Annotated in this window: 14 protein-coding genes and 4 tRNA genes; all 18 read right to left on the bottom strand. The window is 55.4% G+C overall.

Features of this window, described 5'->3' with window-relative positions; translation table 11 throughout:
- Nucleotides 1–18: 18 nt before the first annotated feature.
- The 18 genes from fusA to birA all read right to left on the bottom strand — a co-directional run bounded on the left by fusA (nt 19) and on the right by birA (nt 18,031).
- The gene (fusA, locus tag AC1RAC_RS19155; protein ID WP_003194651.1) at nt 19–2,124 is read right to left on the bottom strand and encodes an elongation factor G; all 2,106 of its coding nucleotides are present in this window, start codon (nt 2,122–2,124) and stop codon (nt 19–21) included.
- 30 nt (nt 2,125–2,154) lie between these two features.
- The gene (gene rpsG, locus AC1RAC_RS19150; protein ID WP_002555493.1) at nt 2,155–2,625 is read right to left on the bottom strand and encodes a 30S ribosomal protein S7; all 471 of its coding nucleotides are present in this window, start codon (nt 2,623–2,625) and stop codon (nt 2,155–2,157) included.
- A gap of 118 nt (nt 2,626–2,743) precedes the next feature.
- Nucleotides 2,744–3,115: a 30S ribosomal protein S12 gene (gene rpsL, locus AC1RAC_RS19145; RefSeq protein WP_002555494.1), complete on the bottom strand. Its 372-nt coding sequence runs from the start codon at nt 3,113–3,115 to the stop codon at nt 2,744–2,746.
- 216 nt (nt 3,116–3,331) lie between these two features.
- Nucleotides 3,332–7,531 carry a DNA-directed RNA polymerase subunit beta' gene (rpoC, locus tag AC1RAC_RS19140; RefSeq protein WP_003194653.1) on the bottom strand — a complete coding sequence of 1,400 codons (4,200 nt, stop codon included), beginning with the start codon at nt 7,529–7,531 and terminating at the stop codon, nt 3,332–3,334.
- 64 nt (nt 7,532–7,595) lie between these two features.
- A complete protein-coding gene (gene rpoB / locus AC1RAC_RS19135) occupies nt 7,596–11,669 on the bottom strand; it encodes a DNA-directed RNA polymerase subunit beta (protein WP_010206926.1) in 4,074 nt (1,357 codons plus the stop codon).
- Nucleotides 11,670–11,888: 219 nt separating this feature from the next.
- Nucleotides 11,889–12,254 carry a 50S ribosomal protein L7/L12 gene (gene rplL, locus AC1RAC_RS19130; RefSeq protein WP_020302454.1) on the bottom strand — a complete coding sequence of 122 codons (366 nt, stop codon included), beginning with the start codon at nt 12,252–12,254 and terminating at the stop codon, nt 11,889–11,891.
- 78 nt (nt 12,255–12,332) lie between these two features.
- Nucleotides 12,333–12,833, bottom strand: coding sequence for a 50S ribosomal protein L10 (gene rplJ, locus AC1RAC_RS19125; RefSeq protein ID WP_003232405.1), 501 nt, complete (start codon nt 12,831–12,833; stop codon nt 12,333–12,335).
- Nucleotides 12,834–13,032: 199 nt separating this feature from the next.
- A complete protein-coding gene (gene rplA, locus AC1RAC_RS19120) occupies nt 13,033–13,728 on the bottom strand; it encodes a 50S ribosomal protein L1 (RefSeq protein ID WP_003176434.1) in 696 nt (231 codons plus the stop codon).
- Nucleotides 13,728–14,159 (bottom strand): 50S ribosomal protein L11, encoded by a 432-nt coding sequence (gene rplK / locus AC1RAC_RS19115; RefSeq protein ID WP_003176435.1) that lies wholly within the window; start codon nt 14,157–14,159, stop codon nt 13,728–13,730. Before rplK ends, rplA begins: the two co-directional genes overlap by 1 nt.
- A 116-nt stretch (nt 14,160–14,275) precedes the next feature.
- A complete protein-coding gene (gene nusG, locus AC1RAC_RS19110; protein WP_003176436.1) occupies nt 14,276–14,809 on the bottom strand; it encodes a transcription termination/antitermination protein NusG in 534 nt (177 codons plus the stop codon).
- A gap of 9 nt (nt 14,810–14,818) precedes the next feature.
- Complete coding sequence (gene secE, locus AC1RAC_RS19105; RefSeq protein ID WP_003194658.1) at nt 14,819–15,187, bottom strand: preprotein translocase subunit SecE; 369 nt, start codon at nt 15,185–15,187, stop codon at nt 14,819–14,821.
- Nucleotides 15,188–15,232: 45 nt separating this feature from the next.
- Nucleotides 15,233–15,308: transfer RNA gene (locus AC1RAC_RS19100), tRNA-Trp, on the bottom strand.
- A gap of 143 nt (nt 15,309–15,451) precedes the next feature.
- Nucleotides 15,452–15,527 (bottom strand) — tRNA-Thr (locus AC1RAC_RS19095).
- Between the two features lie 26 nt (nt 15,528–15,553).
- Nucleotides 15,554–15,627 (bottom strand) — tRNA-Gly (locus tag AC1RAC_RS19090).
- A 24-nt stretch (nt 15,628–15,651) separates the two neighbouring features.
- Nucleotides 15,652–15,736: transfer RNA gene (locus AC1RAC_RS19085), tRNA-Tyr, on the bottom strand.
- A gap of 142 nt (nt 15,737–15,878) precedes the next feature.
- Nucleotides 15,879–16,325 carry a hypothetical protein gene (locus tag AC1RAC_RS19080; protein WP_054896953.1) on the bottom strand — a complete coding sequence of 149 codons (447 nt, stop codon included), beginning with the start codon at nt 16,323–16,325 and terminating at the stop codon, nt 15,879–15,881.
- 7 nt (nt 16,326–16,332) lie between these two features.
- Nucleotides 16,333–17,082 (bottom strand): pantothenate kinase, encoded by a 750-nt coding sequence (locus tag AC1RAC_RS19075; protein ID WP_054896954.1) that lies wholly within the window; start codon nt 17,080–17,082, stop codon nt 16,333–16,335.
- The gene (gene birA, locus AC1RAC_RS19070; protein ID WP_054918205.1) at nt 17,072–18,031 is read right to left on the bottom strand and encodes a bifunctional biotin--[acetyl-CoA-carboxylase] ligase/biotin operon repressor BirA; all 960 of its coding nucleotides are present in this window, start codon (nt 18,029–18,031) and stop codon (nt 17,072–17,074) included. Before birA ends, AC1RAC_RS19075 begins: the two co-directional genes overlap by 11 nt.
- Nucleotides 18,032–18,204 lie beyond the last annotated feature (173 nt).

Below are 18,204 nucleotides of genomic sequence, written 5' to 3'. Positions count from 1 at the left end.
CTTGCCTAAAGGACTGAATCAGCCTTGTTTTTTGGATACAGTTTCAGCGATGTGCGCCGGAGCTGTGTTGTATTTTTTGAATTCCATAGAGTAGCTTGCGCGACCCTGGGACATGGAGCGAACGTCGGTCGCATAACCGAACATCTCACCCAACGGAACCTCGGCGCGAATCACTTTGCCGGAAACCGTGTCTTCCATACCCAAGATCATGCCGCGACGACGGTTAAGGTCGCCCATGACATCACCCATATAGTCTTCAGGTGTAACAACTTCTACCGCCATGATTGGCTCAAGCAACTCACCACCGCCCTTCTGGGCCAGTTGCTTGGTTGCCATGGAAGCAGCCACCTTAAACGCCATCTCGTTGGAGTCGACGTCGTGGTAAGAACCGTCAAAAACGGTTGCTTTCAGGCCGATCAGCGGATAGCCGGCAACAACACCGTTCTTCATCTGCTCTTCGATACCCTTCTGGATAGCAGGGATGTATTCCTTAGGAACAACACCACCTACTACTTCGTTCACGAATTGCAGACCTTCCTGACCTTCGTCAGCAGGAGCAAAACGGATCCAGCAGTGACCGAACTGACCACGACCGCCGGATTGACGAACGAACTTGCCTTCGATTTCACAGTTCTTCGTGATGCGCTCACGATAGGAAACCTGAGGCTTACCGATGTTGGCTTCGACGTTGAACTCACGGCGCATCCGGTCAACCAGGATGTCCAAGTGCAGCTCGCCCATGCCGGAGATGATCGTTTGACCAGTCTCTTCATCAGTCTTGACGCGGAAAGATGGATCTTCCTGAGCAAGCTTGCCCAGAGCGATACCCATTTTTTCCTGGTCATCCTTGGTCTTAGGCTCTACGGCAACCGAAATAACCGGCTCCGGGAAGTCCATGCGAACCAGGATGATTGGCTTGGCAGCGTCGCACAAAGTCTCACCAGTGGTGACGTCCTTCATGCCGATCAGGGCCGCGATGTCACCAGCGCGTACTTCCTTGATCTCTTCACGGGCGTTTGCGTGCATTTGCACCATACGACCCACGCGCTCTTTCTTGCCTTTAACCGAGTTGATCACGCCGTCGCCGGAGGCCAACACGCCCGAGTAAACGCGAACGAAGGTCAAAGTACCCACGAATGGGTCGGTAGCGATCTTGAACGCCAGAGCCGAGAACGGCTCGTTGTCATCGGCGTGACGCTCCATTTCTTCTTCCTCGTTATCAGGGTTGGAACCCTTGATAGCAGGAATGTCGGTTGGAGCAGGCAGGTAGTCGATAACGGCGTCGAGAACCAGGGGAACACCCTTGTTCTTGAACGAGGAACCGCAAACAGCCAAGACGATCTCACCAGCGATAGTACGCTGACGCAGAGCGGCCTTGATTTCCACGTTGGTGAGCTCTTCACCTTCGAGGTATTTGTTCATCAGCTCTTCGCTGGCTTCGGCAGCAGCCTCAACCATGTTGTTGCGCCACTCGTCAGCCAGTTCCTGAAGTTCTTCAGGGATAGGCTTACGAACAGGAACCATACCCTTGTCGGAATCATTCCAGTAAACAGCTTCCATGTTGATCAGATCGATCTGACCCTGGAAGTTGTCTTCGGAACCGATAGCCAACTGGATAGGCACCGGAGTGTGACCCAGACGCTGCTTGATCTGACCGATCACGCGCAGGAAGTTGGCACCAGCACGGTCCATCTTGTTTACATAAACAAGACGTGGAACACCGTACTTGTTGGCTTGACGCCATACGGTTTCCGACTGAGGCTCAACACCCGAGGTGCCGCAGAACACAACGACAGCGCCGTCGAGTACGCGCAGGGAACGTTCAACTTCAATGGTGAAGTCTACGTGGCCCGGGGTATCGATTACGTTGAAGCGATGCTCGTCTTTGTACTGCTTCTCGGAACCTTTCCAGAAGGCGGTAATAGCAGCAGAAGTAATGGTAATACCACGCTCCTGCTCCTGAACCATCCAGTCTGTGGTCGCGGCGCCGTCATGCACCTCGCCCATTTTGTGACTTTTGCCGGTGTAAAACAGTACGCGCTCGGTGGTGGTGGTTTTACCAGCATCCACGTGAGCGACGATACCGATGTTACGGTAGCGGCTAATCGGAGTAGTACGAGCCATAAAGCCCTCGCAAAATTAGTGAAGCTAAAATTAGAAGCGGTAGTGCGAGAAAGCTTTGTTGGCTTCAGCCATACGGTGCACGTCTTCACGCTTCTTAACAGCAGCACCTTTACCTTCAGCAGCGTCCAACAGTTCGCCGGCCAAACGCAGAGCCATAGACTTCTCGCCGCGCTTACGGGCGAAGTCTACCAACCAGCGCATTGCCAGAGCGTTACGACGGGACGGGCGAACTTCAACCGGAACCTGGTAAGTAGCACCGCCTACACGGCGCGACTTCACTTCGACCAGCGGAGCGATGGCGTCGAGAGCTTTCTCGAAGATTTCCAGGGGGTCGCTGTTCTTGCGTTCTTTAACCTTTTCCAGCGCGCCATAAACGATACGCTCGGCAACGGCTTTCTTGCCGCTTTCCATCACGTGGTTCATGAACTTGGCCAGGATTTGGCTTCCGTATTTTGGATCGTCAAGCACTTCGCGCTTGGCTGCTACGCGTCTTCTTGGCATGGATAAGCCCTCAAACGGTCTTCAGGTTCGCTCGGAATCGGTGCCCTTTCGGGACGCCTCCGACCTTACTCTTATCGACTCAGAAAATAAGATGATTCAGGTTTACAAAAAGCCGCTACTACTTAGGCTTCTTGGTACCGTACTTCGAACGACCCTGGTTACGACCTTTAACGCCGGAAGTATCCAAGGAACCGCGTACGGTGTGATAACGAACACCTGGCAAGTCTTTTACACGACCGCCGCGGATCAGTACCACGCTGTGCTCTTGCAGGTTGTGGCCTTCACCGCCGATGTACGAGGAAACCTCGAAACCGTTGGTCAGACGCACACGGCATACTTTACGCAGTGCCGAGTTAGGTTTTTTCGGCGTGGTGGTATACACACGGGTGCATACGCCACGACGTTGCGGGCAGTTCTGCAGCGCAGGTACGTCGGATTTCTCGACGATACGCTTACGCGGCTGACGTACCAGCTGGTTGATAGTTGCCATCTACTAGCTCCACTGTTGTCTTGCGACGCTATTGTCTTGCAAGAAAAGCAAAATGGCAGGAACGAATTCCCGCCAAATTTAGGGGTACAAGAGTCTAAAGAGGATCTTGTCCCCAGTCAAGGCAAGGCCCCGACCTCCCCTCGCGTCGAACCGGGGCAAAAATGCCTCGATCCGACGAACGGGAGTGTCAGGGCCCAGACTCATCTATCGCAGAACTCAGTTACCGCTTGAGTTCAGCGCTTCGGTCAGTGCAGCTTCCACTTCACTGGCGCTTACGCGCAGCGGCTTGTCAGCATCACGGCGACGCTTACGCTCGCTGTGATAAGCCAAACCGGTACCCGCCGGGATCAGACGACCCACGACTACGTTTTCTTTCAGGCCGCGCAGGTAATCGCGCTTGCCGGTTACCGCTGCTTCGGTCAGTACGCGAGTGGTCTCCTGGAAGGAGGCCGCCGAGATGAACGACTCAGTGGACAACGACGCCTTGGTGATACCCAGCAACACCCGAGTGAACTTGGAAACGAATTTCTCTTCGTTCGCCAGGCGCTCGTTTTCTACCAGTACGTGAGTCAGTTCCATCTGGTCGCCCTTGATGAAACTGGAATCGCCGGATTCAGCGATTTCAACTTTACGCAGCATCTGACGCAGGATGGTCTCGATGTGCTTGTCGTTGATCTTCACGCCTTGCAGGCGGTAAACGTCCTGGATCTCGTTAACGATGTACTTGGCCAGCGCACTCACACCCAGCAGACGCAGGATGTCGTGTGGATCGCTCGGACCGTCGGAGATAACTTCGCCGCGGTTTACCTGTTCGCCTTCGAACACGTTCAGGTGACGCCACTTCGGAATCAGCTCTTCATACGGATCGCTACCGTCGTTCGGGGTAATGACCAGACGGCGCTTGCCCTTGGTCTCTTTACCGAACGCGATGGTGCCGCTGACTTCAGCCAGAATCGACGCTTCTTTCGGACGACGAGCTTCGAACAAGTCGGCAACACGCGGCAGACCACCGGTGATGTCACGGGTCTTCGAAGTTTCTTGCGGGATACGCGCGATAACATCACCGATCGCGATCTTCGCACCATCCGCTACACCGACCAGGGCGTTGGCTGGCAGGAAGTACTGAGCGATTACGTCAGTGCCTGGCAGCAACAGGTCCTTGCCGTTGTCGTCGACCATCTTCACGGCAGGACGGATGTCTTTGCCGGCAGCTGGACGATCTTTGGCGTCGAGTACTTCAATGTTGGTCATACCGGTCAATTCGTCAGTCTGACGCTTGATCGTGATGCCTTCTTCCATGCCCACGTAGGTCACGGTACCTTTCATTTCGGTAACGATTGGGTGAGTGTGCGGATCCCACTTGGCCACGATTGCGCCAGCGTCGACCTTGTCACCTTCTTTAACCGAAATCACAGCACCGTACGGCAGCTTGTAACGCTCACGCTCACGACCGTAGTCATCAGCGATGGCCAGCTCACCGGAACGGGACACAGCAACCAGGTGACCATCCACTCGCTCAACGTGCTTGAGGTTATGCAGGCGGACGGTACCGCCATTCTTCACCTGAACGCTGTCGGCTGCGGAGGTCCGGCTTGCCGCACCACCGATGTGGAACGTACGCATGGTCAGCTGGGTACCCGGCTCACCGATGGACTGGGCAGCGATAACGCCGACCGCTTCACCGATGTTCACCTGGTGACCACGAGCCAAGTCACGGCCATAGCACTTGGCGCAGATGCCGTAGCGGGTTTCGCAGCTGATCGGCGAGCGAACGATCACTTCGTCGATGCTGTTGAGTTCGATGAACTCGACCCACTTCTCGTCAACCAGGGTGCCGGCAGGAACGATAACTTCCTCGGTACCTGGCTTGAATACGTCACGGGCAATAACACGACCCAATACGCGCTCACCCAGCGGCTCTACAACGTCACCGCCTTCAATGTGCGGCGTCATCAGCAGGCCGTGCTCGGTGCCGCAATCGATCTCGGTTACAACCAGATCTTGTGCAACGTCTACCAGACGACGAGTCAGGTAACCGGAGTTAGCGGTTTTCAACGCGGTATCCGCAAGACCCTTACGAGCACCGTGAGTGGAGATGAAGTACTGAAGTACGCTCAAACCTTCACGGAAGTTCGCAGTGATCGGCGTTTCGATGATGGAACCGTCCGGCTTGGCCATCAGGCCACGCATACCGGCGAGCTGACGGATCTGCGCAGCAGAACCCCGTGCGCCCGAGTCGGCCATCATGTACATCGAGTTGAAGGACTCTTGGTCAACTTCGTCGCCGTGACGGTCGATGACTTTCTCTTTCGAGAGGTTGGCCATCATCGCCTTGGACACTTCGTCGTTGGCCTTGGACCAAAGGTCGATCACCTTGTTGTACTTCTCGCCCTGGGTTACCAGGCCGGAGGCGTACTGGCTCTCGATCTCTTTCACTTCGTCAGTGGCAGCACTGATGATGCGGGCTTTTTCATCCGGGATAACGAAGTCGTTAACGCCGATGGAAACGCCGGAGATAGTCGAGTAAGCGAAACCTGTGTACATCAACTGGTCAGCGAAGATAACGGTCTCTTTCAAACCAACCACGCGGTAGCACTGGTTGATCAGCTTGGAGATCGCCTTTTTCTTCATCGGCAGGTTGACGACGTCGTACGACAGACCTTTTGGCACAACCTGGTACAACAGCGCACGGCCGACAGTGGTGTCGACGATACGGGTGTTGCTCACGCTGCCGCCGTCACGGTCGTTGACGGTTTCGTGGATCCGCACCTTGACCTTGGCGTGCAGTGCGGCTTCGCCGGCACGGAACACACGGTCAACTTCTTGCAGGTCAGCGAACACACGACCTTCGCCTTTGGCGTTGATCGCTTCACGAGTCATGTAGTACAGACCCAATACAACGTCCTGCGACGGAACGATGATTGGCTCACCGTTGGCTGGCGACAGAATGTTGTTGGTCGACATCATCAACGCACGCGCTTCCAACTGGGCTTCCAGTGTCAGCGGTACGTGCACGGCCATTTGGTCGCCGTCGAAGTCGGCGTTGTACGCGGCACAGACCAGAGGGTGCAGCTGGATAGCCTTACCTTCGATCAGCACCGGTTCAAACGCCTGGATACCCAGACGGTGAAGGGTCGGTGCACGGTTGAGGAGAACCGGGTGTTCGCGAATCACTTCAGCGAGAACGTCCCAAACCTCTGGCAGTTCGCGCTCGACCATCTTCTTGGCCGCTTTGATGGTGGTCGCGAGACCGCGCATTTCCAGCTTGCCGAAGATGAACGGCTTGAACAGCTCGAGTGCCATCTTCTTAGGCAGACCGCACTGGTGCAGACGCAGGGTCGGGCCTACGGTAATTACCGAACGACCGGAGTAGTCAACACGCTTACCGAGCAAGTTCTGACGGAAACGACCTTGCTTACCCTTGATCATGTCAGCCAAGGATTTCAGAGGACGCTTGTTGGAACCGGTGATAGCGCGGCCACGACGACCGTTGTCGAGCAGGGCATCGACCGCTTCTTGCAACATACGCTTTTCGTTGCGCACGATGATGTCCGGAGCGGACAGATCAAGCAGGCGCTTCAAGCGGTTGTTACGGTTGATCACGCGGCGGTACAGGTCGTTGAGGTCGGACGTCGCGAAACGACCACCGTCCAACGGTACCAGCGGACGCAGGTCTGGCGGCAGAACCGGCAGAACGGTCAGCACCATCCACTCTGGCAAGTTGCCGGAACCCTGGAAGGCCTCCATCAACTTCAGACGCTTGGACAGCTTCTTGATCTTGGTTTCGGAGTTGGTTTGCGGAATCTCTTCACGCAGACGACCAATCTCGTGCTCCAGGTCGATAGCGTGCAGCAGCTCGCGGACAGCTTCGGCACCCATGCGGGCATCGAAATCGTCGCCGAACTCTTCAAGCGCTTCGAAGTACTGCTCGTCGTTCAGCAGCTGACCTTTTTCAAGGGTGGTCATGCCTGGGTCGATAACGACATAGCTCTCGAAGTAGAGAACACGTTCGATATCACGCAGGGTCATGTCCATCAGCAAGCCGATACGGGACGGCAGCGATTTCAGGAACCAGATGTGGGCAACCGGCGAAGCCAGTTCGATGTGCGCCATGCGCTCACGACGAACCTTGGCCAGTGCGACTTCAACGCCACACTTCTCACAGATCACACCCCGGTGCTTCAAGCGCTTGTACTTACCGCACAGGCACTCGTAATCCTTTACCGGGCCAAAGATCTTGGCGCAGAACAGGCCGTCACGCTCAGGTTTGAACGTACGGTAGTTGATGGTTTCCGGCTTTTTAACTTCACCGAACGACCACGAACGGATCATCTCAGGCGATGCCAATCCAATACGGATGGCGTCGAACTCTTCGACTTGACCCTGGTTTTTCAGCAAATTCAGTAGGTCTTTCAAGGCCTTTCCTCCTGGCGGAGCAGAGAGCGGGCTAAACAGCCCCGCTCTCGATTCGCGTCACGTGTTATTCGGTTTCCAGATCGATATCGATGCCGAGGGAACGAATTTCTTTGATCAACACGTTGAAGGACTCGGGCATGCCCGGCTCCATACGGTGATCGCCGTCCACGATGTTTTTGTACATCTTGGTACGACCGTTCACATCGTCCGACTTCACTGTGAGCATTTCTTGCAGAGTGTATGCAGCACCGTATGCTTCCAGTGCCCAGACCTCCATCTCCCCGAAACGCTGACCACCGAACTGAGCCTTACCACCCAGCGGCTGCTGGGTAACCAGGCTGTACGAACCGGTAGAACGAGCGTGCATCTTGTCGTCTACCAAGTGGTTCAGCTTCAGCATGTACATGTAGCCAACAGTAACCGGGCGCTCGAACTTGTTGCCGGTACGGCCGTCGAACAGCTGCATCTGGCCGCTTTCTGGCAGGTCTGCCAGTTTCAGCATGGCCTTGATTTCGCTTTCCTTGGCACCGTCGAACACCGGGGTAGCCATTGGAACGCCGCCGCGCAGGTTCTTCGCCAGATCCAGGATTTCCTGGTCGGAGAAGGTGTCCAGCTCTTCGTTGCGACCGCCGATCTCGTTGTAGATCTCGTGCAGGAACTTACGCAGGTCTGCGACTTTGCGCTGCTCTTCGATCATGCGGTTGATCTTCTCGCCCAGACCTTTGGCCGCGAGGCCCAGGTGGGTTTCAAGGATCTGACCAACGTTCATACGCGAAGGTACGCCCAACGGGTTGAGGACGACGTCGACCGGGGTGCCATTGGCATCGTGCGGCATGTCTTCAACCGGCATGATCACAGAGACCACACCCTTGTTACCGTGACGACCGGCCATCTTGTCGCCCGGTTGGATGCGGCGACGGATTGCCAGGTAAACCTTGACGATTTTCAGCACGCCTGGAGCCAGGTCATCGCCCTGCTGCAGTTTGCGCTTCTTGTCTTCGAACTTGTCGTCCAGCAGACGGCGGCGATCAACGATATAGGCCTGGGCCTTCTCGAGCTGCTCGTTCAGAGCATCTTCAGCCATGCGCAGTTTGAACCACTGCCCGTGCTCAAGACCGTCGAGGATTTCGTCGGTGATGTCCTGACCTTTCTTCAGGCCTGCGCCGCCTTCAGCCTTGTGGCCTACCAGAGCGGAACGCAGACGTTCGAAGGTCGCGCCTTCAACGATACGGAACTCTTCGTTCAGGTCCTTGCGGATCTCGTCGAGCTGAGTCTTCTCGATGGACAGTGCACGAGCATCACGCTCAACGCCGTCACGGGTGAAGACCTGTACGTCGATGACCGTACCCTTGGTACCGGTAGGTACACGCAGGGAGGTGTCTTTAACGTCGCTGGCTTTTTCACCGAAGATGGCGCGCAGCAGCTTCTCTTCCGGCGTCAGTTGGGTCTCGCCTTTCGGAGTGACCTTACCGACCAGGATGTCGCCAGCGCCAACTTCAGCACCAACATAAACGATACCGGCTTCGTCCAGCTTGTTCAGTGCAGCTTCACCCACGTTCGGGATGTCTGCAGTGATTTCCTCAGGCCCAAGCTTGGTATCACGCGCCACACAGGTCAGTTCCTGGATGTGGATCGTGGTGAAGCGGTCTTCTTGAACCACACGCTCGGACAGGCAGATGGAGTCTTCGAAGTTGAAGCCGTTCCATGCCATGAACGCGATGCGCATGTTCTGGCCGAGAGCCAGTTCACCCATGTCGGTGGACGGGCCGTCAGCCATGATGTCGCTACGCTGAACGCGATCACCCTTGCTCACCAGCGGACGCTGGTTGATGCAGGTGTTCTGGTTCGAGCGGGTGTATTTGGTCAGGTTGTAGATGTCGACACCGGCTTCGCCAGTTTCTACTTCGTCATCGGCAACACGAACCACGATACGGCTGGCATCAACGGAGTCGATCACGCCGCCACGACGAGCCACGACGCAAACGCCGGAGTCACGTGCTACGTTGCGCTCCATGCCGGTACCTACCAGCGGCTTGTCAGCACGCAGGGTCGGTACAGCTTGACGCTGCATGTTGGAACCCATCAACGCACGGTTGGCGTCATCGTGTTCCAGGAACGGGATCAGCGACGCTGCAACCGAAACTACCTGCTTCGGAGAAACGTCCATCAAGGTGACGTCTTCCGGCGCCTTGACGGTGAACTCGTTCAAGTGACGAACAGCTACCAGCTCGTCGACCAGGACTTTCTTGTCGTTCATCGTGGCCGAAGCCTGAGCGATCACGTGATCAGCTTCTTCGATGGCGGACAGGAATACGATCTCGTCGGTGACTAGGGCGTCTTTCACCACACGGTATGGGCTTTCGAGGAAGCCGTACTGGTTGGTGCGCGCATAGGCAGCCAGGGAGTTGATCAGACCGATGTTCGGACCTTCCGGCGTTTCGATCGGGCATACACGACCGTAATGCGTCGGGTGTACGTCACGGACTTCAAAGCCAGCACGCTCACGGGTCAGACCGCCCGGGCCCAGTGCAGAAACACGGCGCTTGTGGGTGATCTCGGAGAGCGGGTTGTTCTGGTCCATGAACTGCGAAAGCTGGCTGGAACCGAAGAACTCTTTCACCGCCGCAGCCACTGGCTTGGCGTTGATCAGGTCTTGCGGCATCAGGCCTTCGCTTTCAGCCATCGACAGACGCTCTTTGACCGCACGCTCAACACGCACCAGGCCAACGCGGAACTGGTTCTCGGCCATTTCGCCTACGCAGCGAACACGACGGTTACCCAGGTGGTCGATGTCATCGACGATGCCTTTGCCGTTACGGATGTCGACCAAAGTCTTCAATACCGCGACGATGTCTTCCTTGCACAGCACGCCCGAACCTTCGATCTCGGTACGACCGATACGACGGTTGAACTTCATCCGGCCGACCGCAGACAGGTCATAACGCTCAGGGCTGAAGAACAGGTTGTTGAACAGGGTTTCGGCAGCGTCTTTGGTTGGCGGCTCACCAGGACGCATCATGCGATAGATTTCGACCAGCGCTTCCAATTGGTTGCTGGTGGAGTCGATCTTCAGTGTGTCGGAGATGAACGGACCGCAGTCGATATCGTTGGTGTACAGGGTCTCGATGCGAACAACCTGGGCCTTGGCGATTTTGGCCAGGATCTCGGTGTTCAGCTCGGTGTTGCACTCAGCCAGGATTTCGCCTGTAGCCGGGTGAACGATGACCTTGGCGGTAGTGCGACCCAGAACGTAGTCCAGAGGCACTTCCAGCTCTTTGATACCGGCTTTTTCGATCTGGTTGATGTGGCGCGCAGTGATACGACGGCCAGCCTCAACGATGACCTTGCCTTTTTCATCCTGGATGTCCAGGACGGCAATTTCACCACGCAGACGCGAAGCGATCAGCTCCAGCTTGAGGGTTTCATCCTTCAGGCTGAATACGTTGGTGGTATAAAAAGCGTCCAGCACTTGCTCAGTGGTATAGCCGAGTGCGCGCAGCAGTACCGAGGCCGGCAGCTTGCGACGACGGTCGATACGTACGAACACGCAGTCTTTCGGGTCGAACTCGAAGTCCAACCACGAACCGCGGTACGGAATGATCCGCGCGGAGTACAGGAGTTTGCCGGAGCTGTGCGTCTTGCCGCGGTCGTGGTCGAAGAACACGCCCGGGGAACGGTGCAGCTGGGAAACGATTACACGCTCGGTACCGTTGATTACGAAGGTACCGTTCTCGGTCATCAATGGGATTTCGCCCATGTAGACTTCTTGCTCTTTGATGTCCTTGATCGCTTTGTTCGACGATTCTTTGTCGAAAATGATCAAACGGACTTTTACCCGCAAAGGTACGGCGTACGTAACGCCACGTAACACGCATTCTTTGACATCAAATGCCGGTTCGCCCAGGCGATAACCGACGTACTCCAGCGCAGCATTGCCGGAGTAGCTGATGATCGGGAAAACGGATTTGAAGGCCGCATGCAGGCCCACGTCGCGGAACTGATCTTTGGTCGCTCCCGCCTGCAAGAATTCACGATACGAATCCAGCTGGATAGCCAGAAGGTACGGGACATCCATGACGTCCGGCAACTTGCTAAAGTCCTTGCGGATACGTTTTTTCTCAGTATATGAGTAAGCCATCAGCGTTCCCCAGCTTGGTCACCTGCTTGTTTGGCCCCTCCGACGGGAGCAGCCAGAAAATCTTGCAAACCCCATGGTTTGCACCACCGCTTCGGGTGGCTACAGCGCGTTAATGGCGGCGACCGAGTCGACAGCCAAGAACGGAAAAAGGCCGGTGGCAAGAGCCACCAGCCATCAGCCTTCAGCTTAACGCTTGGGCTGGAGACGCAAGGTCGATGCTTACTTCAGCTCGACTTTAGCGCCTGCTTCTTCCAGAGTAGCTTTGGCTTTGTCAGCTGCGTCTTTAGTAACAGCTTCCAGAACCATGGCAGGAGCGCCGTCAACTACAGCCTTGGCTTCTTTCAGGCCCAGACCTGTCAGTTCACGTACTGCCTTGATCACGTTTACTTTCTTCTCGCCAGCTTCGGTCAGCATGACGTTGAATTCGGTTTGCTCTTCAACAACGGCAGCAGCAGCAGCTGGACCGGCGGAAGCAGCGGCAGCGGAAACGCCGAATTTTTCTTCGAAAGCTTTGATCAGCTCAACAACCTGCAGAACCGACATTTCAGCTACGGCGTTGAGGATATCGTCTTGGGAGATAGACATTGCTGTATTTCCTGAATTGGGGGACGGCCTACGCGGCCATCGAAATAAACAAAAATACGCGAGAGAGGTTGCTCAGCCTTAGGCTGCGGCAGCTTCTTTTTGCTCGCGAACTGCAGCCAGAGTACGAGCCAGCTTGCTGGTAGCGCCTTGAATCACGCTCATCAGCTGCGAAATGGCTTCGTCGCGGGTCGGCAGTGTTGCCAGTACGTCGATTTGGTTAGCTGCGAGGAACTTGCCCTCGAACGCAGCTGCCTTGATCTCGAACTTATCCTGACTCTTGGCGAATTCTTTGAACAAACGGGCAGCAGCGCCTGGATGATCTTTAGAGAACGCGATCAGAGTCGGGCCGGTGAACACGTCGTTGAGAACACTGTATTCAGTGTCAGCAACGGCGCGCTTGAGCAGGGTGTTACGTACAACACGTACGTATACGCCAGCTTCACGAGCCTCTTTACGGAGTCCGGTCATAGCGCCTACTGTCACACCACGGGCATCAGCCACGACAGCGGACAGAGCAGCTTTGGCAGCCTCGTTGACTTCAGCGACGATGGCCTTCTTGTCTTCGAGATTAATTGCCACGGGTTTAACTCCTGCTTGTTACCGTTTCATCTGGCCTAGGCCTGATGTCGTTTTGGTGTCTGATTCGGTAAGGAACCGGGAGCACCATCTGCGTAGGCTTGTTGGTTTAAGACTTGCGTCGCCTACGGTCTTGGATAGCCCCCGCCAGGCAGGGACCCCAATCTTTCAATTGGCGCAATTACTTGCGCCAATTTATGTCTTATACGTCCAGCGAGCCTTGGTCGATGACCAGGCCTGGGCCCATAGTGGTGCTCAGGGTAACGCGCTTGACGTAGATACCTTTCGAAGAAGCAGGCTTGATACGCTTCAGATCAGCGATCAGGGCTTCAACGTTTTCCTTCAGCTTGACGGCATCGAAGCCGACTTTGCCAACGGAGGTGTGAATGATGCCGTTTTTGTCGGTGCGATAACGAACCTGACCAGCCTTGGCGTTTTTAACCGCGGTAGCTACGTCTGGAGTTACGGTGCCGACTTTAGGGTTAGGCATCAGGCCACGTGGACCGAGGATCTGACCCAACTGACCTACAACGCGCATTGCATCCGGGGAAGCAATTACGACGTCATAGTTCAGGTCGCCGCCTTTCATTTCGGCAGCCAGGTCATCCATGCCAACGCGATCAGCACCAGCGGCCAGAGCAGCTTCAGCAGCTGGGCCTTGGGTGAAGACGGCAACACGTACAGTCTTGCCAGTACCGTGTGGCAGCACAGTAGCGCTACGAACGACCTGGTCGGATTTACGTGGGTCAACGCCCAGGTTCACAGCAACGTCAACAGACTCGCTGAACTTGACAGTCGACAGCTCGGTCAGCAGGGCAGCAGCGTCTACGAAGTTGTAGGACTTGCCCGCTTCGATTTTGCCGGCGATAGCCTTTTGGCGCTTGGTCAGCTTAGCCATTACACACCCTCCACGTTAAGGCCCATGCTACGAGCAGAACCGGCGATGGTACGCACGGCTGCATCCATATCAGCTGCAGTCAGATCCGCGTTTTTGGTTTTCGCGATTTCTTCCAGCTGAGCACGGGTTACAGTGCCAACCTTAACGGTGTTAGGACGAGCGGAACCGCTGGTCAGACCGGCAGCTTTCTTCAGCAAAACCGAAGCCGGGGTCGACTTGGTTTCGAAGGTGAAGCTACGGTCGCTGTATACAGTGATGATCACTGGAGTCGGCAGACCTGGCTCAAGACCCTGAGTACGGGCGTTGAAGGCCTTGCAGAATTCCATGATGTTCACGCCGTGCTGACCCAGAGCTGGACCGACGGGTGGGCTAGGGTTGGCCTGAGCGGCCTTCACTTGCAGCTTGATGTAAGCGGTAATCTTCTTGGCCATGAGGCACTCCAATTACGGGTTCAAACGCCTCGAAAGGCTCCCCGGTTACTTGCGCGTTTATCCCAGTGACGACAAAACCCCACAGCCTAGGCTGCGGGGTTGGGATGCTTGCCCAGCTAGACCTTTTCGACCTGGCTGAACTCCAACTCTACCGGGGTAGAGCGACCGAAAATGAGCACTGCCACTTGGATCCGGCTCTTTTCGTAGTTAACTTCTTCGACCGTACCGTTAAAATCAGCGAACGGACCGTCTGTAACGCGAACAACCTCACCCGGCTCGAACAATGTCTTCGGCTTGGGCTTGTCGCTACCGTCAGCAACACGACGCAGAATTGCTTCCGCCTCTTTGTCGGTGATCGGAGCAGGCTTGTCGGCAGTACCACCAATGAAGCCCATGACGCGAGGGGTATCCTTGACCAAGTGCCAAGTACCTTCGTTCATGTCCATTTGTACCAGCACGTAGCCAGGGAAGAACTTGCGTTCGCTTTTGCGCTTCTGCCCATTCCGCATTTCAACCACTTCTTCAGTGGGAACCAGAATTTCGCCGAAGCCATCTTCCATGCCTGCCAGCTTTACGCGCTCCAGCAAAGAGCGCATAACATGCTTCTCGTAACCCGAGTAAGCATGCACAACGTACCAACGCTTAGCCACGGGACACCCTTAGCCAACAATCAAGGAAACAAGCCAGCCGAGCAGGGAATCAAGCCCCCACAACAGCAACGCCATAACCAGAACAACAGCCACGACAATCAATGTGGTCTGAGTGGTTTCTTGGCGAGTCGGCCAAACGACTTTACGGATTTCGGTGCGAGCTTCCTTAACCAGTACCGCGAAGGACTTGCCTTTGGCAGTCTGCAGGCCTACAAAGGCAGCTACAGCAGCGAGGGCAAGCAAAGCGAGTACACGGTACAGGATCGGCGAAGCAGAATAGTACTGATTGCCAACAACGCCTACGACCACCAAGGCGACTACAGCGAGCCACTTTACCAGATCGAAACGAGAGCTTTGAGCTTCAGCCTTAGGAGTCATCTATGAAGATCCTGTGAAAAGAAAGCCAGACACACCACGTGAATCTGGCAGGTCAGGAGGGAATCGAACCCCCAACCTACGGTTTTGGAGACCGTCGCTCTGCCAATTGAGCTACTGACCTAAAACAAAATCAGGCCGACCATTATGCAGGCCTGAAAAAGACTTTACAACAACCAACCCCACAAGACCTGAAACACCGAACAACATTCAAGCCGAGGCAGCTGTTAAAACAAAGGCAGATATTTTCATATCTGCCTTGTCATATGGAGCTCTTGAGCGGATTTGAACCGCTGACCTCACCCTTACCAAGGGTGTGCTCTACCAACTGAGCTACAAGAGCGAAACACCTTGCACAACCTGCAAACTTGGAGCGGGTAGCGGGAATCGAACCCGCATCATCAGCTTGGAAGGCTGAGGTTCTACCACTAAACTATACCCGCGGAGCTTGCAGCTCACGCTAAAAATGGTGGAGGGGGAAGGATTCGAACCTTCGAAGTCGTAGACGTCAGATTTACAGTCTGATCCCTTTGGCCGCTCGGGAACCCCTCCTAAGCGAGCCGGCATTTTACATCACGCCGACCTTCTGTCAAGCATTTTCTCATTTAAATTATGAGGTTAGCTGCATTGACGGTAGCTTCGCACTGTAGCCCTTAAAGGTCTTCACTGCGAAGCGGGCGCCATTCTATGCAAACTATTCGAGAGTTGCAATGCCTTCGCACAGCATTATTTTATGTTTTAACTCATTGAATTCATTAGCAAGGCTTTCAAAGGGCAGATCGTCAGCCAGGCGACGGCTTTCAGGGGCCACACGCAACCAATAACCCGAGGCGCTCTGTGCATTCAGCAACTGGACCGTGACCTTTATATCCAGGCTCGTGAGCCTCTGCTCAAGAGAAGAGGCTTGGCGTCGATCCGAGAAACCGCCGATGTACAAGCAGGTATTCTGCGCCTCCGCCGACCTCGCTCGATCACGCCGAGCCACCGCATCTGCCGACTCACTCAAGAGGCGAATATCTTGCTGCGCTCCTCGATGGAGATTCAAGGGCGTGACATCCTTGGCCCGCAATGGCGCCTCTTGCTGATGCCAGACGTAATAAAAAACATTGAGAACCAGTAAAAGTAAAAACAGCCAGCGCATAATCACCTCAAGACAAAGGACACGCCATCGCCAAACCAACAAACACCAGGTCCGGGACCAGCCGAGCCTGCGGCGCAGCATCCCTGACCAGGTCGGCATCGCCTCCAGTGAGGAAGACCGTGAAATCCTCCCCCCAATAGCCTCGCGCCAACTCGAGCTGAGTCAGCACGAAACCTCTAAGCATGAGCGTACAACCACGCTCGACGGCCTCTACGGTCGTGCGACCTGGAGAGAGACGCTCCAGCGCCCGCTCAGCGGCCGCGTCGTCGTAGCGTATCTTGCGAGTATGGGTTCGCAGTTGATTACGCATAAGCGGCATACCCGGACAAATAAAACCACCCAGGTGCTCACCGTCCGGACCGATAAAATCTGCGGTCGCCGCCGTACCAAAATCGAGTACCAGGCATGCACCTGACGCCAACTTGAACGCGCCTAGCATGGCCAGCCATCGATCCATTCCAAGGCGCTGGAAGTCTTCGTAGCCGTTGCGCACTCCGCTCATTTCTCGAGCAGAGGTGGCACAGGAAACAGCAACGCCAAATGCCCCTACCAACGCGGCTATCAACTTATCGGTCTCCTCAAGCGCGCGAACACTCACCAACCGACAACGCGTGAGCAATAGACCAGGCAAAGCCACCAAACTGTCGATCAGCGCAATATCCGAACCTGCGATGCCTTCGGCGCGGACACTTGCATCACTCGACTCAAGAACACGCCACTTGATAAAGCTATTTCCACAGTCGAGCTCAAGAATCATCACGCAACCTCAGGCTTAGCTCACCACCGCTGTATATTTTCTCAACGCCACCGACATCCAAACGCAACGCGCCCTGACAATCCACACCGAGCACAACCCCATCAATCCGATTGACACCCGCGATAAGCGACACACACTTCCCTTGCCACGCGTGATGCTGCTGCCATTCTGCTTGCAGCCCGGCAAAACCCGCAGCCTTGTGTCGGTCCAGGTAGGCTTGTAGTTGCAAGCCCAGTCGCGCCACCAGGTGATTGCGATCAACAGAAGAGCCCGTCTCGAGCTGCATCGAGGTCCACTGCTGATCAACCTCTACAGCCTTCTGCATATTCACATTGATACCTATCCCTAGCACAACGTGACAGATATCTGCGGGATCTCCCACCAACTCAAGCAAGATGCCTGAGATTTTCTTGTGCCCAACCAGGACGTCGTTTGGCCACTTCAAAGCTGCGCCCTCCACGCCCGACTCACGCAGAGCCTGCAGGACTGCCAACCCCACCACCAGACTCAGCCCTTCCAGTTGCCGCAGGCCGCCCTCAACACGCAATACAAGGCTGTAGTAAACGTTTTGCGCAAATGGACTGACCCATTTGCGGCCTCGTCGCCCCCTACCAGCCGTCTGCTGCTCCGCTAGCACAATAAAAGGAGCCGCACTGCCCGCATCGACAAGACGTAAAGCCTCAGCATTAGTGGAGTCAATGGAGTCGAAAATGTGAACGGGCCAAGCCAAGGAAGCCGCCCTCTGAGAAATTTCCTGCGCATTCAAAAACATCAATGGCGCAGCCAATCTATATCCGCGCCCCCGGATCTTATGAATGGGGAGATTCAATTCTGCCTCAAGATGCTGAAGCTGCTTCCACACGGCACTGCGACTGACGCCTAGGGCGGCACCAAGCGCTTCTCCAGAATGAAAGCGACCATCTTTCAGAAGTTTCAACAACGTCAGCATGCACATATCGCCTCAGAATGAGGCACGCATGATAGCCATGCGCAGGGTCATTGCATAGAAAGGCTGGATATCAGTCATGATCGACGCCCCACCAGATTTTCGAGCGCCCAAAACAAAACCCCAACTGCTTTCGCAATTGGGGTTTTGGAATTTAATCTTGACGATGACCTACT

The organism is Pseudomonas sp. GW823-FHT02F05, assembly GCF_058797315.1.
Note: the sequence above shows the minus strand (reverse complement) of the source record. Positions and strands in the feature narration are given on the sequence as shown.